Source organism: Shinella sp. AETb1-6 (assembly GCF_009826875.1).
GTDB lineage: Bacteria > Pseudomonadota > Alphaproteobacteria > Rhizobiales > Rhizobiaceae > Shinella > Shinella sumterensis.
Genome location: NZ_WUMM01000001.1, coordinates 547,105 through 562,912 on the forward strand (window position 1 = coordinate 547,105; position 15,808 = coordinate 562,912).

Annotated in this window: 12 protein-coding genes; 3 read left to right on the forward strand and 9 right to left on the reverse strand. The window is 62.3% G+C overall.

What is annotated here, in order from left to right; all coding sequences use genetic code 11:
* Window positions 1-48: 48 nt before the first annotated feature.
* Window positions 49-2,244: an anthranilate synthase gene (locus GR158_RS02595; RefSeq protein WP_160869747.1), complete on the reverse strand. Its 2,196-nt coding sequence runs from the start codon at window positions 2,242-2,244 to the stop codon at window positions 49-51.
* A 351-nt stretch (window positions 2,245-2,595) separates the two neighbouring features.
* Between GR158_RS02595 and GR158_RS02600 the strand changes: the two genes are divergently transcribed.
* The 3 genes from GR158_RS02600 (at window position 2,596) to GR158_RS02610 (ending at window position 6,438) form a co-directional block, all read left to right on the forward strand.
* The gene (locus GR158_RS02600; RefSeq protein WP_160869749.1) at window positions 2,596-4,896 is read left to right on the forward strand and encodes a TonB-dependent hemoglobin/transferrin/lactoferrin family receptor; all 2,301 of its coding nucleotides are present in this window, start codon (window positions 2,596-2,598) and stop codon (window positions 4,894-4,896) included.
* Between the two features lie 226 nt (window positions 4,897-5,122).
* A complete protein-coding gene (locus GR158_RS02605; RefSeq protein ID WP_160869751.1) occupies window positions 5,123-5,845 on the forward strand; it encodes an extensin family protein in 723 nt (240 codons plus the stop codon).
* A gap of 86 nt (window positions 5,846-5,931) precedes the next feature.
* A complete protein-coding gene (locus GR158_RS02610) occupies window positions 5,932-6,438 on the forward strand; it encodes a DUF1993 family protein (RefSeq protein WP_160869753.1) in 507 nt (168 codons plus the stop codon).
* A 53-nt stretch (window positions 6,439-6,491) separates the two neighbouring features.
* On the opposite strand, the gene GR158_RS02615 is transcribed toward GR158_RS02610, so the two are convergent.
* The 8 genes from GR158_RS02615 to GR158_RS02650 all read right to left on the reverse strand — a co-directional run bounded on the left by GR158_RS02615 (window position 6,492) and on the right by GR158_RS02650 (window position 15,808).
* Window positions 6,492-8,171 (reverse strand): formate--tetrahydrofolate ligase, encoded by a 1,680-nt coding sequence (locus GR158_RS02615; RefSeq protein ID WP_160869755.1) that lies wholly within the window; start codon window positions 8,169-8,171, stop codon window positions 6,492-6,494.
* 217 nt (window positions 8,172-8,388) lie between these two features.
* Window positions 8,389-9,537: a DUF2333 family protein gene (locus tag GR158_RS02620; protein WP_134646956.1), complete on the reverse strand. Its 1,149-nt coding sequence runs from the start codon at window positions 9,535-9,537 to the stop codon at window positions 8,389-8,391.
* Window positions 9,530-10,831, reverse strand: a complete 1,302-nt coding sequence (locus GR158_RS02625; RefSeq protein WP_134646954.1) for a DUF6638 family protein — start codon at window positions 10,829-10,831, stop codon at window positions 9,530-9,532. Before GR158_RS02625 ends, GR158_RS02620 begins: the two co-directional genes overlap by 8 nt.
* Window positions 10,832-10,849: 18 nt before the next feature.
* Complete coding sequence (locus GR158_RS02630; RefSeq protein ID WP_134646952.1) at window positions 10,850-11,119, reverse strand: type II toxin-antitoxin system RelE/ParE family toxin; 270 nt, start codon at window positions 11,117-11,119, stop codon at window positions 10,850-10,852.
* Complete coding sequence (locus tag GR158_RS02635; RefSeq protein ID WP_160869757.1) at window positions 11,103-11,336, reverse strand: DUF6290 family protein; 234 nt, start codon at window positions 11,334-11,336, stop codon at window positions 11,103-11,105. The genes GR158_RS02630 and GR158_RS02635 overlap by 17 nt, the downstream gene beginning before the upstream one ends.
* 69 nt (window positions 11,337-11,405) lie before the next feature.
* Window positions 11,406-13,316 carry an AAA family ATPase gene (locus tag GR158_RS02640; protein WP_160869759.1) on the reverse strand — a complete coding sequence of 637 codons (1,911 nt, stop codon included), beginning with the start codon at window positions 13,314-13,316 and terminating at the stop codon, window positions 11,406-11,408.
* Between the two features lie 49 nt (window positions 13,317-13,365).
* A complete protein-coding gene (locus GR158_RS02645) occupies window positions 13,366-14,514 on the reverse strand; it encodes a hypothetical protein (protein WP_134646946.1) in 1,149 nt (382 codons plus the stop codon).
* Window positions 14,515-14,719: 205 nt separating this feature from the next.
* Window positions 14,720-15,808 (reverse strand): hypothetical protein, encoded by a 1,089-nt coding sequence (locus GR158_RS02650; RefSeq protein ID WP_134646944.1) that lies wholly within the window; start codon window positions 15,806-15,808, stop codon window positions 14,720-14,722.

Below are 15,808 nucleotides of genomic sequence, written 5' to 3' on the forward strand. Positions count from 1 at the left end.
TCCGGCTGCGCCGCGCCTGTCCCGTGGACGGGCGCGGCAAACGGTCGGTCAGGCCACCTTGCTTTTGGCGTCCTTCTTCTTGGAAAGATGCGCCACCACGTTTTCGATCATGCGCATGCCGGCATCCTGCCCGAGCGTCATGATCGATTCCGGATGGAACTGCACGGCGGCGACGGGTTCGCTGGCATGCTCGATGCCCATGATCGTGCCATCCTCGCTCTCGGCCGTGATGATGAAATCACGCGGCAGGGTCGAGGGATCGGCGAAGATCGAGTGATAGCGGCCGACCGTGACTTCGCGGCCCAGCCCGGAAAACACGACGCCCGGCTCCAGCACGCGGATGCGCGAGGGCTTGCCGTGCATGGGAATGGCGAGCTGCCGCAACTCCCCGCCATAGGCCTCCGCCAGCGCCTGCAGGCCCAGGCAGACGCCGAAGATCGGCAGGCTGCGGGCGCGCGCCTTCTTGATCGTCGCCTTGCAGTCGAAATCCTTCGGGTTGCCCGGACCGGGCGACAGCACGACGAGATCTGGCTTGATGCGGTCGAACACCTCTTCCGGCACCGGTGTGCGCACGGTCGTCACCTCCGCGCCGGTCTGGCGAAAGTAGTTGGCGAGCGTGTGAACGAAGCTGTCCTCGTGGTCGACGAGCAGGATCTTCACCCCTGCCCCGACCGAAGCGACATCGCGCTGGACCTTGGCGGCATTGCCGGACTTTGCGTCACGAATGGCTGCGATCATGGCGGAGGCCTTCAGTTCGGTTTCGGCTTCTTCTTCGTCCGGGTTGGAATCGTAGAGCAGCGTGGCGCCGGCGCGCACTTCCGCAATGCCGTCCTTGATGCGGATGGTGCGCAACGTCAGACCCGTGTTCATGTCGCCGTTGAAGCCGACCATGCCGATCGCCCCGCCATACCAGGCGCGCGGGCTCTTCTCATGCGCCTCGATGAAGCGCATCGCCCAGAGCTTCGGCGCACCGGTGACGGTGACGGCCCAGGCATGCGACAGGAAGCCGTCGAAAGCATCCATGTCGTCGCGCAGCCGCCCCTCGATATGGTCGACCGTGTGGATGAGGCGCGAATACATCTCGATCTGCCGGCGGCCGATGACCTTCACCGAACCGGGCTCGCACACGCGGCTCTTGTCGTTGCGGTCGACATCCGAGCACATGGTGAGCTCGGACTCGTCCTTCTTCGAGTTGAGCAGCTTCAGGATCTGCTCCGAATCGGCAATCGGGTCGTCGCCGCGCTTGATCGTGCCTGATATCGGGCAGGTCTCGATGCGCCGACCCGACACGCGCACGAACATTTCCGGCGAGGCGCCGACGAGATATTCCTGGTTGCCGAGATTGATGAAGAAGGAATAGGGCGACGGATTGATCGCCTTGAGACGGCGCGAGATTTCCGAGGGCTTGCTTTCGCAGCGCTCGAAGAATTTCTGGCCGGGCACCACTTCGAAAAGGTCGCCGCGCCGGAAGCTTTCCTTCGCCTTGACGACGAGTTCGGCATATTCGCCCGGGCGATGGTCGCCATGCGGCGGGATGACATTGACGGTCTCAAACGGCTCGGCCGCAATCGTCTCGGCCTTGCCCTCGGTCGACTGCCCATCCTTTGCGAAGTCGTAGCGGTCGATCCAGGCCTTGGCGGCATAGTGATCCACGACGAGGATTTCGTCCGGCAGGAACAGCACCATGTCGCGCTGGTCGTCCGGCCGCTTGAGCTTCAGGTCGATGGCGTCGAACTGGAAGGCGAGATCGTAGCCGAAGGCGCCATAAAGACCGAGATTGGCGTCCTGATCGGAATGGAAGAGATCGGTCACGGCGCGCAGCACCGTGAAGACCGTCGGCATCTTCGAGCGCTCTTCCTCGGTGAACACCCGGTCGGGCATCTTCACGTCGAGATCGAGGCGGGTCGCCGAACGGGCTCCGAGCGCCAGTTCCGGCACAGCGGCGAGACGGTCGGCGATGAAGGCGAGCAACACCTCGCCGCGTGCATTATAGGCCTCGATCCAGACGGCGCGGCCGAAGGAGGAAATGCCGATCGGCGGATCGACGACGGCCGTATCCCAGCGCGTATAGCGCCCCGGATATTCGTAGTTCGACGAGAACACCGCGCCGCGCCGCTCGTCGAGCTTATCGACATAGATCGAGATCGCATTGGCGTAATCTGCCGCGCGACGCCGCCGCGTGACGGTCACCCCGCCCTTGGTCTCATAGGCCTCGCTGCCGTCATCCAGAACTTTCGTCGCCATTCCCCACTCCGTTTTCAGGCCCGGTCTTCGAGAAGGCGGCCCAAAACACAAAAAAGCCGCCTCGAATTTTCCGGGCGGCTTGTCGTCTCAATCACGCATGACTGGTCAAGGCCGCCTCAGCGAGCCCACCACCAGCCAGCGATGATGTTCATGTTTGTCATGGCGGGATTGTTAGCGCGAGATGCGCAACAGCGCAAGACCACCGCATGCGCAGGCAGGGCATTTCCTCACATGTCGCAAAAGCGCAACGCCGAAAAAACATGATTAAAAAAATCATATTCAAACTTGACTCATTGAGGAAACATTTAGTAGCCACATTTCCGCCCAATTGCAAAATGCCAAGGAGCCTTCATGCGCTGGTCCCAATCGCCGCGTCTACGTCTGTTGAGTGGATCGGTCGCCCTCATCTTCTGCATGCCCCCGGTCGCCCTCGCCCAGCAGGCGACGACCACCGAGACGCAACTCGAAACCATCACGGTCCAGGGAAAGAAGCAGGCGCGCGTTGCACAATCACCCCTGACGAAGACGACTGAACGGTCCACACTCGACCAACGAATGGTCACCGACTTCAACGACTTCTCCCGCCGTGTCGACGCCGGTGTGAACTTCAACAGCACCAGCAAGAGCGTCAACCTGCGCGGCCTTCAGGATAACCGCGTCCTGACGACGATCGACGGCATCCGGTTGCCATGGCTGACCGACCCGCGCGACAGCGCCAAGGGCGGCGTCAACGCCTTCGATTTCGACAGCCTGTCCTCGCTCGACATCACCAAGGGAGCGGATTCGAGCAAGTACGGTTCGGGTGCGCTCGGCGGCGTCGTCGAACTGCGCACGCTCAATCCGGAAGACCTCATCGAAGACGGCAAGGCTTTTGGCGGCCTCGTGAAGAGCGGATATGACAGCACCGACCGCAGCACGGGAGGCAATGCCGCCGTTGCCGCGCGTTATGACGATACCTGGGTTCTCGTGCAGGGTGGTTACAAGAAAGGCCACGAAACGAAGAACCGCGGTGAAATCGGTGGTTACGGAAACACCCGCACGGAAGCCAATCCGTCCGACTTCGTACAGAGAAACCTCCTCGTCAAATTCCATCAGTATCTCGAAGGCGGTCACCGTCTCGGCCTGACGGCAGACCTATACAACCGCGACGAGGACATCGACGATCGGCGTGGCACGACCGCCAGCTATCGGCCGGGCACGCTGAAGACCGGCGAGGAAGTCGATCGCAAGCGTCTCTCCGCAAGCTACGACTTCGAATCCCCCGATGGTTCGGACATCGTCGACAAGGCAAGCCTCACCGCCTATTGGCAAAAGGAAACCCTCAACCGCACGACGAACGGCTTCCGTCTCCGCGACGCACGCGCCGACATCATCCCCGGAGACCCCTTCCGGTACGGTTTCCCGACCGGCGACTACATGCGCGACAACATGCTCGAGCAGTCCTCCTACGGCCTGACCGGGAATGCTTCGAAGGAATTGGTACTCGGCGGCGTCACTCATAACTTCCGCTTCGGCGGCGAAATTTACTGGCAGGACACCCATCAGTATTCCGCAGGCAAGGACAATTGCCCGACGATCAACTGGAACGGCATTCCTCAGCCATTCGGCCCGCAGTCGTGCCGCATGCTGCACACCAACGCATCCGACATGCCGGATGTGGACAGCAGCGTGGCAGGCCTGTTTCTGGAGGACGACATCAAGTTCTTCGACAACCGCCTGACCGTTACGCCCGGCGTGCGCCTGGACTGGTACAGCCATTCGCCTCAGCGGACGGCGACCTTCGAAAGCAGCCCGAACTATGACCCGGCCTATATGAAAAAGGCCGATGACTTCGGCATCTCGCCCAAGCTGCGCCTTGCATGGCAGGCAACCGAGGAACTGGAACTCTTCACCCAGTACGCCCGCGGCTTCCGTGCGCCGACAGTGACCGAACTCTATCAGAACTACGGCGCGCCCGGCTCGTATGCCCGCCTGGGCAATCCGGATCTGGATACGGAAACCAGCAACGGCTTTGAAGCCGGTGCCCGGTACGAGAGCGACGACTACACACTGTCCGCCACGGTCTTCAACAACTACTACCGCAACTTCATCGACACCGTCGTCATCGCTCCCCCGGGCGGCGATTATCCGGTCGGCGGCATCACCGGTTACGAAAATCGCAACAAGGTGCGGATCTACGGTGTCGAGCTCGGCGGCGAATGGCGCTTCCATGAGAACTGGCGCACATGGGGTTCGGTCGCCTGGTCTCATGGCAAGGACACGCAGAAGGACGACTACCTCAACTCTGTCGCTCCGCTGCGCGCCATTGTCGGTCTCGGTTACGCAACGGAGACATGGGGCGGCGATCTCTCCCTGAGCATGGCGTCGGCTCGCAACAAGGTCAGCCGCGGCGAAACCAGCAACGGCCAGGTGACGGGCAAGGGCTTCGAGGCCCCGGGTTACGGCATCGTTGACGCGACCGTCTGGTGGCAGCCGGAAAAGATCGGCGACACCGATCTGAGCGGCCTGCGCGTCCAGGCCGGCGTCTTCAACGTCTTCAACAAGCGGTACTGGAATGCTCTCGATGTGCCGGCGGACACGGCGCTTGCCGCCCGAGACTATTTCAGCGAACCGGGCCGGACGTTCAAGGTCTCGATTACGAAGAAGTTCTGATCGATCGCAGAACCTGAGAAAGCCCGCCATCAGGCGGGCTTTTGCATTTATGGGGCCGGTTACGGCAACAAAATCGGTCCTACCGCGTTTTCAACCTGCTCTTTCGTAGGAGACGGGTCCGATCGCTACCATTTCTCGCATCGCGCTTCTTGCGGCCATCCTCACCCTCACCGGCGTCGCCGAGCTGCCGGAGAACGGGCCTCGACCGGTTCCGCGGCCGGAGGAAATGGTGACGCCTGAGAAGGGAAAGGCCGCGCCGGAGGGCGCTGCCGCCGAGGCCGACAAGGGCAAGCGCGAGGGCGAGGGCAAGTCCACCGAACAGGACAAGGCGGTACGAAAGGACAAGGAGAGCGCTGAAGAGGAGGAGAAGGCTGCGGAGCGGCCGAAGGAGAGCGCTGCCGACGAGGCGGCGTGCCGGGTTGCCTTGCAGAAGATCGGCGCCGTCTTCAAGGAGGTGCCGGCCATCGAGGACGGCAAGGCTTGCGGCATCGACAAGCCGCTCCTCCTCAGTGCGCTCAAGGACGGCGTGAAGGTCGAGCCGCCCGCCACGGTGCGCTGCGACACGGCGCTCCAGCTGGCCCGCTGGGTGGAAGGCTCGGTGGCGCCAGCGCTGTCGACGGCCATGCCGGGCGAGACGGTCAGTCAAGTCTCTCAGGCATCCGCCTATGTCTGCCGCAATCGCAACAATGCCGAGACGGGGCGGATTTCCGAGCATGCTTTCGGCAACGCCATCGATATCGCGGGCTTCACGCTGAAAAGCGGCAAGACCATCACCATCCGCCCGGCCGACAAGGACCCGTCCCTTGAAGGCGCGTTCCAGCGCGCCATCACGGAGGCCGCCTGCCTCTATTTCACGACGGTGCTCGATCCCGGCAGCGACGCCGCCCACGAGAACCATCTGCATCTCGACGTGAAGGAACGGCGCGGCGGCTATCGGTATTGCTGGTAGGCGCGGATTAATTGCGCGGTCCCCCTGAAAAGACCGGTCACGCCACCTATCTGTCCCGGACCCGCTTTATTCGCAAAGGTCCCTTCATGTCGATCACGCCCTACGAAATCTCCGTGCCCGCCTTCCAGCGCGGCTTTACCGTGCTCTCCAAACTGCTCGACAAGGCGGAGGCCTTTGCGGCGGAACGCAAGATCAAGCCGGAGGTCCTGGTCGAAGCGCGGCTGGCGCCGGACATGCTGTCTCTGGCCGGCCAGGTCCAGCGCATGAGCGACACGGCGAAGTTCGCCGCCGCACGTCTCACCGGCACGGAAGCGCCGAGCTTCGCGGACGACGAGAAGACGCTTGCCGACCTGCGCGCCCGTATCGCCAGGACCACCGAATACCTCGCGTCCGTGCCGCAGGCCGCTTTCGAGGACGCGATGGAGCGCATGGTCACGGTGAAATCGCGCGGCGGCGACAACACGTCGACCGGCAAGGAATATCTGCTGACCTTCGTGCTGCCGAACTTCTACTTCCATCTCACGACCGCCTACGCGATCCTGCGGCACAATGGCGTGCCGGTGGGCAAGCTGGATTATCTCGGCCGCGCGTAGCCGCCACTTTCAGCGAAAGCAAAAGGGGCGCCCTGCGGCGCCCCTTTCAGCCTTTAGAACAGGCCTTCGATTTGGCCCTGCTCGTTGAGGCGGATCCGCTCCGACGATGGCGATTTCGGCAGGCCGGGCATGGTCATGATCTCGCCGGTGATGACGACGACGAAACCGGCGCCGGCCGACAGCCGCACCTCGCGCACCGGCACGACATGGCCGGAGGGCGCGCCGCGCAGGTTCGGATCGGTCGAGAACGAATATTGCGTCTTGGCCATGCAGACCGGCAGGTGCCCGTAGCCCTGCTCCTCCCACGCCCGCAACTGGTCGCGCACGCTCTTGTCGGCGGTGACCTCCGAGGCGTGGTAGATTTCGCGGGCGATGGTATCGATCTTCTCGAAAAGCGACATTTCATCGGGGTAGAGCGGGGAAAACTGCGCGAGGCCGGATTCGGCGAGTTCCACCACCTTGTGCGCCAGTTCCTCGATACCGGCCGAACCCTCCGCCCAATGCTTGCACAGAACGGCTTCTGCACCCAGCGTCGCGACATAGTCCTTCACCGCCTGGATTTCTGCATCCGTGTCGGTGGTGAAGTGGTTGATCGCCACCACGACGGGAACGCCGAATTTCTTGACGTTCTGCACGTGCCGGCCGAGATTGGCACAGCCCTTGTTGACCGCCTCGATATTCTCGCGGCCGAGATCGTCCTTCTTCACCCCGCCGTTCATCTTCATCGCGCGCACCGTGGCGACGATGACGGCAGCATCGGGCTTCAGCCCGGCCTTGCGGCACTTGATGTCGAAGAACTTTTCCGCACCGAGGTCCGCGCCGAAGCCGGCTTCCGTCACCACATAGTCGGCGAGCTTCAGGGCCGTCGTGGTGGCGATGACGGAGTTGCAGCCATGCGCGATATTGGCGAAGGGACCGCCGTGCACGAAGGCGGGATTGTTTTCCAGCGTCTGCACGAGGTTCGGCTGAATGGCATCCTTCAACAGCACCGTCATCGCGCCATCCGCCTTGATGTCGCGCGCGAAAACCGGCGACTTGTCGCGCCGATAGCCGACGATGATGTTGCCGAGGCGCGTTTCGAGGTCCTTGAGATCGACCGAAAGACACAGGATCGCCATGACCTCGGAGGCGACCGTGATGTCGAAGCCCGTCTCGCGCGGATAACCGTTGGCGACCCCGCCGAGCGAGCCGACGATATGGCGCAGCGCCCGGTCGTTCATGTCCATCACGCGACGCCAGGCGATGCGGCGGATGTCGATATTCTGCTCGTTGCCCCAGTAGATGTGGTTGTCGATCAGGGCGGACAAAAGGTTGTGCGCCGAGGTGATCGCGTGGAAATCGCCGGTGAAATGGAGGTTCATGTCCTCCATCGGCACGACCTGCGCATAGCCGCCGCCAGCTGCCCCGCCCTTCACGCCGAAGCATGGCCCGAGCGACGCCTCGCGGATACAGGTGATCGCCTTCCTGCCGATGCGGTTGAGGCCATCGCCGAGGCCGACCGTGGTCGTCGTCTTGCCCTCGCCCGCCGGTGTTGGATTGATGGCGGTGACGAGGATAAGCTTGCCGTTCTTGCGGCCCTTCTGCGCGGCGATGAACGCGGCGTCGATCTTGGCCTTGTCGTGGCCATAGGGGATCAGGTGTTCGGACGGAATGCCGAGCTTCGCCCCGATCTCGACGATCGGTTTCTTTTTCGCGGCGCGGGCAATTTCGATATCGGACTTCACATCGGCCATACGGTGTCGCTCCCTCTTCAGCGTTCTGGCTACCACGGGCTCCTCTCCCGCAGCGGCACTTTCTTGTCCTGACGCGTCATTTCATCGTGAAGCCGTGCGCGATGCCACGCCGGAATTTGCCGCCCGATACACCAGAAGCGACATGCGGCTTTTAAATTGCGCCTAAACGAAAACGGCACGCATCGAAGGATGCGTGCCGTCCGGAATGGATCGGCGATCAGCGTGCCAGGACGTCACGCATTTCCACGAGGTTGGAGCGCACGCGCAGGATGTAGAAGCCGATGGTGGCCAGATGCGTCGGCATGATCCAGCCGTCCTCGCGGCCGTTGGAGATGATCGCCGGCTGGATGTTGAGCGCCGAACGCAGTTGCTTGATGCTTTCCGTCCACAGCGGCTCGATGCCGCGCGCCTTGATCACGGCGTCGAAATCCGCACCGGCGGCGGAGAGAATGCCGTAATAGCCGTAGAGCTGGCCATAAGCGAACCAGAAGCGATCGTCCGCCCGCGTATCGAACCAGCCACCGTTGTGGAACTCGGAGCGCTCGCGGATGATGGCCGAGGTGGAACCGATGTCGTTCGAAATGCGGTCGAGGAACTCGATCAGGTTGTCGGAGCGGCCGTCGAAGATCGCATCGCAGGCTTCGAGCGACGCGTTGAACTTGCGCAGGTCCGCAATGGCGGTACGATAATAGTTCGGCGTCGGGGTCGTGGGCAGGATCGAATTCGATCTGAAATACCAGGTCTCCTCGTCGAACTGCATGTTACCGCGGGCGCGCTGGAGATCGGCATTGATGCCGGAAGTACCGCGAACGCGGCCGAGCGCGTCCACAAGCTCGACGGCGGTCCGGCGAACGGTCTGGTTAACGCCGCGCTGGAAGGCCGCCTTGTTGTCGAACCACGGCGTCCTGTCCCAGTCGAGCCCGAACAGGCCGAGCTTGTAGAGCAGCATGGAGGAAATCCAGGCGTTCTGGTTGACGTTATAATCGATGAGATCGGCCGTCACGTCGACGATGGCCGAGCGCACGCAGGTCTTTGGCGCAGGCTCTGCGATTTCGCCGGTTGCCGGCGTGGTGGCGGCGGTACCCGATGCGACCCCGGCATCCTGCTTGCGCTGCGCGAGGTTGTAGGCGTTGACGTAGTCGGGATTGAACCCGCTCCACACCTGCGTCTGCCAGATGAAATAGGCATAGAAGCCCACAAGTAGAAGCACGCCGATACCGATCGGTCCCTTGATGATCCAGCTGCGCTCCCGGCACCAGTTGGTGGCGGTGACGAAGGGCCAGAGCAGCCAGGCGACCGCCGTGCCGATGCCCCGGCCGATGGCCGAAAAGATGCGCTGGAAGAACGCGACGACCGGATCAAGCATAGGGGTCATCCTCTCTGATGCCGTAAAGTTTCCTGCGGAAGGCAGCCTTGTCTTGCAGATAGGTCCGCGTCAACGTTGCAACAACATAGGCGCGGAACTTTTCGCTGTATTGATCGTAGGCGGTGTAGAAACCCTGCTTGTCGAACACGAAGCGGGACACGAAGTCGTAAGGAACCATCTGTGAAATCAGACGGTTGACCAGCCACTGATCGGGATGCGCCGGGGCTGCCCGCACCAGCATGAACCGCCGCTCCGGCGCGACGTCGGCAATCTTGATCTCGCCTGTCGCCGCTACCGTGCGGATCGCTTCCTGCAGGAAGGGATAGGTTCCGTCGCGCGCCACGAGACCGGCATTGCGGTGCATCCAGGTCTGCAGCCAGATCCGGTCCATCTTCTCCAGATCGGTCGTGGGATCGGCCTGGTTGACGAGGTTCACGATCGTCATGTCCGCCCGGTGCTGGAAGAGCCCGGACGGCTCGACCCAGGAGGCACGCGGCAGTTCCAGCCTCCCGGTGGAGGCAAGGAAATCGAAGATGCGCTTGTGGTCGTCGAGCGCGATATAGCTGACCTGCCACGGGCGCGAACGGCGGAAGCCCGGCACGGTCGGATCGCAGATGACCGTCGTCGTCTTGTCGTCGAGAAAGACATAGACGCCGCCGAAATGGTTCGCCCAATAGGCATCATGGCGAAACACGAGCTGGTCGGGCACCAGCGCGTTCTGCCTGATGTCGCCGGTCTGCTTGGCGAGGTCCACCATGCGGTTGAGCATCGCATCGTCCGACCAGGCGTTCGGCACCGTCTTCAGCCGGTCGACCAGCCCGCGCAGCTCCGCCGCCTTGCCGAGCATGTCCTCCGCCGACAGCACCTTGAAGCGCACTTCGTTGATCGACAGCAGGTCGTCGATATCGTTGACGACAGACACCGAGTCCTCGATCTCGCCATAGAGCGCATCGCGGATGGTGATCGCGTTGATCGCGCGTGCATTGGCCGAGAAGAACTCGTGCATCAGTGCGGCGGTATTGGAAAAGCTCGTATGCACCACCGGCAGGTTCACCTGCTCCGGCGTCATGATGATGAAGCGGCGGTTGACGCGGTTCGGATCGAGATAATCCCGGTCGCCCAGTTCATCAGCGATTTCAGGCGAAAAGCCCGTCATGTCGATGCGGAAACGCGAAAGCTGCGTACGCCGCATGCCGAACCCGTCAAGTGCCTTGTTGTAGCGCTCGACAAGATGCGGCTCATCGATCGGCAGCAAACGCCCATAGATCAGTTCGGCTTCGAGGAGGAGTTTCATGCCGAGACACCGGAAGCTTCAGGAATATATTTCACGCCGATGTCCTACACGAACGACGACCACGACAAGCCTGTTGTCCTGGATGTCACAAATGACCCGATAGTCGCCGATGCGATACCGCCAATAGCTTCCCAGCCGCGCGCCTTGCAAAGCGCTCCCGAGCAAACGGGGATTTTCGGAGGAAGCGAGCTTCGTGACAAGAAAATTACGAATGCGCTTTGCCTCGACATGACCGAGCTTATCGAGCTCTTTCTTAGCCCCTTCGGTGATCTCAATCGCCCAGGCCAAGCTCGTCCTCAACCTCCTTCAGAGAATAGACACGGCTTTCGCCACGCCGCACGCGCTCAAGTTCCTGCTCCGCGAGATAAATGTCCTCGAGATCCTCGATATGCTGTTCAATGGCCTCGCGAATATAATATGTCGCTGTGCGCCCAGTCCGCGCGGCCAATGCCTGTAGCCGCTCATAGGTTTCGTCAGGAAGTCGGATTGCCGTCTGTCTCGCCATGCCATCCTCCTTGGGGTACATGCATCCCGAACATATAGCATCTGTGCCAAGACTTTTCCAACAAGGCCGCTACCACCGCCCCTCCGCCTTCATCTTCTCCATTTCGCGGATGGCCTTCTCGCGCTGGCGCTCGCGGCGGATGATGTCGGAGACGGCGGCGTCGTCGGATTTGTCGGTGTAGCGGAATTCCGAGTCGGCGTAGCGGTTGATCTCCTGCAGCACCATGTCCATCGAGATCGGCCCGCGCAGTTCCTCGATCATGGCCTTCTTCTCGTCGTAGCTCTTGTGCATGAAGGTGCCCGCGTCCGCGAACCAGTCGTCCGGCAGGTCCACGTCCATGGCGCGCATCTTGATCGCGTCGGTGATGTTCTTGATCGCGCGGCCGGTGAAGCGCGGCTCGGCGACCTTGATGCGGTGAAGATAGCCGCCGACATCGGCGAGCGAGCGGATCGCGCCATGCTCCTTCTCGTGTGCCTCCCACACGGCAAGCAACCCCTCTTCCTGCGGCCTGGCGTGCTGCCCGTAGGAGGTCGAGACGGCACGCTTGATCTCCTGCCCCTCGAACAAGGTGTGCTCGCCGAGCGGGATCGAATGGTTCTTGCCGACCAGCATGGCGAAGATGTCGATATAGTCGTCCTCGGTCTGCGGCCCATCCACCAGCCAGCGGGCGCCGGCGCGCTGGCGCAGCGCGTCATCGACATTCTCCGGATAGTTGGAGAACATGCCGAAGGTGCAGTTGCCGCGCACCACCGTCGAGGCGCCGGCGAAGCTTTCCATCAGCACAGCCGTCACTTCGTGCTGGCCGGCGGACGCCCGGTCATCGGAGCGCTTGGCGGCCACCTGGTCGACATCGTCGATGGTCCCGAAGCCGATCGCCTTCGGGTTCATGACGTTGGTGACGAACTCCTTGCAGTTCTGGCCGGACTTGCCCTGGTAGGACGAGATCTGGTCGACGCCGAAATTCTCGTAGTGGAAAGCATAGCCGGCGGTCTGGCAGTAATCGTTGACGAGGCCGGCCAGCATCTGGATCAGGATCGTCTTGCCCGTGCCCGGCATGCCATCGCCAATGAAGGTGAAGAGGAAGCCTCCGAGTTCCACGAACGGGTTCATCTGCCGTTCGAAATCGTAGGCGACCAGCATCTTGGCAAGCTTCATCGCTTGATACTTGGCGATGTGGTTGCCGATGATCTCGTTCGGCTTCTTGAAGGTCATGGACAGCGGCTTGCGCTTCTGGCCCGGCGCCACGTCGAAACCGGAGAGCGTGAAATCGTCCTGCTCGATACGGATATGCGCGTTCTCGAAGCCGGCGAGCCCCGTGAAACGGGCGCGGCGCGAGATCAGTCCCTCGATGGCGACGCGCGAAAAGGCGCGCGCACGGCTGACGAGCGCGGCATCGTCGGGCGCGCCGGCAAGTGTGCGGTCGAGCCCCGAGACCATGCTCTTCAGCGCATCCTGCGGCGTGTCGAACAGATAGTCCGGCTCCCCGCCATCCTCGACCGGCTCGCCCTCGCCCGGCAGCGTCGCGCCGAGATAGGCGGCGAAGGTGAAGGCGGCGATATAGGCGGAGGCCGCAAGCAGCGCCTTGAACTGATTGGCCTCGTCACCGGAAAGCGGCGCGGCAAGATTGCGCGATTGCAGCCCTTCGAGGTTGGTCTGGCGCGAGAAGGCGTCCGTCACGGCAAGCGCCACCTGCAGCCCGCGCCGCGCCCGGTACAGCACGGCGTGCTGCTGCGGCGACAGCAGCGGATCGCCGGCCCGCACCGCCTGGATGGTCTTTGCCAGTTCCACCTCGCGGGTGCGCCGCGCGCCGGCGGTCGAGACGGTGGAGACGAAACGACGGCCGGTGCCGGCAAGGGCGGTTCCGTTCTGGCCGTCGTCGCTTTCGAGAATGACGAGCTTGGACACGAGGCTCTGCGCGGCGGCCTGGTGTTTGGCAATGTCGTCTTCGTGGATCGTCGTCAGTCCGGCGTTGAGGCTCATCGGGAATCCTTATGCAAAATCCGGGAACAGCGGGCCGAGACCATTGGTCTCAAACCTCGCTGATCACCTGGTTTCCTGAAATCACATGCACCTTGTAGGCGCCGAAAATGCCTTCGGTCTCGCCGGCGGCGTAGAGCGCCTGATAGGCATCATGCGGCACCAGCGCATGTTTCTCATAGGCGCTGACGCCCATGCGCGTGGCTTCGAGATCGCTGGTCTCGATGTGGAATTCCTCCTGCGCCGGCGTCGAGCTCCAGAACCCCTTCTGGGCGGGGCGCTCCGCCTTGGAAAACACCTCCTGCACCGTCCAGGTCAGAAGCCAGGCATTTTCCGGCCGGCGCACCTTGGAGAGGATGTCGTTGATACGCGCATTGTTCTCCGTGATGCCGGCCGAATAGAACGGCCCCAGCACGATGCGGCGCAGCTGCTTGGGATGCAGCGTGGGGAAATCCTTGTCGAGGTTGGTGGCGATCGTCACCGGCGTCAGCGAATAGGCGCTGTTCTTCAGCGCGAAATCGTCGAAGCGGCTGGCGAGTTCCGGGTTCAGCAGCCCGCCGACGGGCAGCGGAATGTCGACATCCGGATTGAGCTTGCCGTCCTTCGTCACGAGCATCTTCACGACGTTGTCGCTCGAATCCTCGATCATCGCCATATAGACCATCGGCAGCGTCGCCGAGCCGTCGAATGCCCCCCAGCACACCACGTAATAGGGCCGCATGGTCTTGGGATTGACCGCGACGCGAATGGTCTCGGGCAGCACGAAGGGCGAGAAGATGTCGCCCTTGCCGATCTGCTCCAGATAGAGCCGTTCGGCCATGCGGGCCTGCAGGTCGCTCGGGAATGCCTTCTGGCGAAGAATGAAATCCGCCATTTCCGTGCGCAGCTGGTCGGCATTCGGCATGGCGGCAAGCCGCTTTTCCGCGCTCTGCCGGTCGTTTTCCAGCTCCAGCACGTTCTGGAACACCGGAAATCCGCTTTCGGCGCGCGACACGCGGAACTGGTCGACGAAGCCGATGCGGTTCTCCCAGCAGGCAAAGGACGCCTTCAGCCGCGCGAGATAGGGCATGATCACCTCGCCCACCACGGAATTGCGGTAGAGCGGGGAGTTGCGGTCGCCCAGGAAGATCTCGAGGCCGCCGAGGGCGGACCGGATGGTGGAGAAATATTGCGCGATGGCGCTGTCGGCAGGGGCGTTCATCGGACAACGCCCTTGTAAAAAGAGCATGGCCCCTCGTCCGGCCTGCCGGCCACCTTCTCCCCGCAAGCGGGGCGAAGGAGATATGCCGCGCTGGTTTCCCCAATCTTCACCCCTGCGTGGGGCACGTCCCCTCTCCCCGCTTGCGGGGAGAGGGTTAGGGTGAGGGGCAATTGAGCACCGGCAAAGAAATGCACGGCCAATACCATCACGACTTCACGTAGTTCGCGGCGTTGTGCTTGTCCATGACGGCCTGAAATCGGCGGGCGAAGGCGTCGTCGGCAAGTTTCTTGCGGCGCTGGATGTCCTGCGTCGCCAGCATGTTCTTCTCGTGCATCTCCAGGAGGTCGCCGATATGGCGCTGCGAGGCGGAGCCGATGCCGGCCATCGTCTCCTCGGCCGCCGTATCGACCTGCGAACCGAGCGTGTTGATCTTGTGCGCCACGTCCTGCTGGGCTGCGGTCTTCAGCGAGTCTTCCAGCGCCTTGTAGAGCACGATGCGCTGCTCGGTATCGATGGTCAGCTTATTGATCAGCGTGTTCTGGGCGGCGATCTGGTTGTTGAGCGAATCGACGAAGGTCTGGAACATCGAGGTGTAGCGCTCCAGCGTCTGGCTCTCCGCCAGAAGCTCCTGTTCCTTCGCCTGCATCTGGTTGTATTCGGTCGCCAGTGCCGAGCGCTCGCCTTCGAGGTCGGTGCGGGCACGCTGGTCGGTGGAGGCGGCGATGCGGTTCTCGAGGTCCATCAGGAGCGGGTTCAATTCCTCGATGCGCTTCTGCGTGGCCTCCAGATTGGTCATCGTGCCCTTGCGGCGCTCGATCACGCTGATCAGGCTCGCCTCGGAGGTCTTGTAGCGCTGTTCGAGGATCGATTTCTGCTCCTTGAGGATGCCGACGATCGTGTCGGATTTCGCAAGCAGCTCCTGCAGGTTGCCGGCGAGCGACATGTTGCGCACGCGGTCGGTGCGCATGCGCTGCATCTTCTGCTTGGAGAACATGCCGATGAATTTTTCGTAGCCCGTGTAGCTCTTCATGCTCTCGAATTCGGTGCCGAAGATATTGGTCGCATCCTCCAGCCCGATGATGAGGTCGGCGATATTGCCCTCCATCACCTTCTGCTGGTTGATGACGTCCTGGATACGGGCGTTCTCGATATCGAAATTCACGTCGCCGAGCTTGGTATCCGCCTTGGCGAATTGCTCCAGCACGATGCCGGACTGCTCCAGCTTGCCGCGCATCTGGTCGACGACCGAGCGGGTTTTCTCGATTTCCGTATCGAAGTTCTGAAGTGTGGCCAT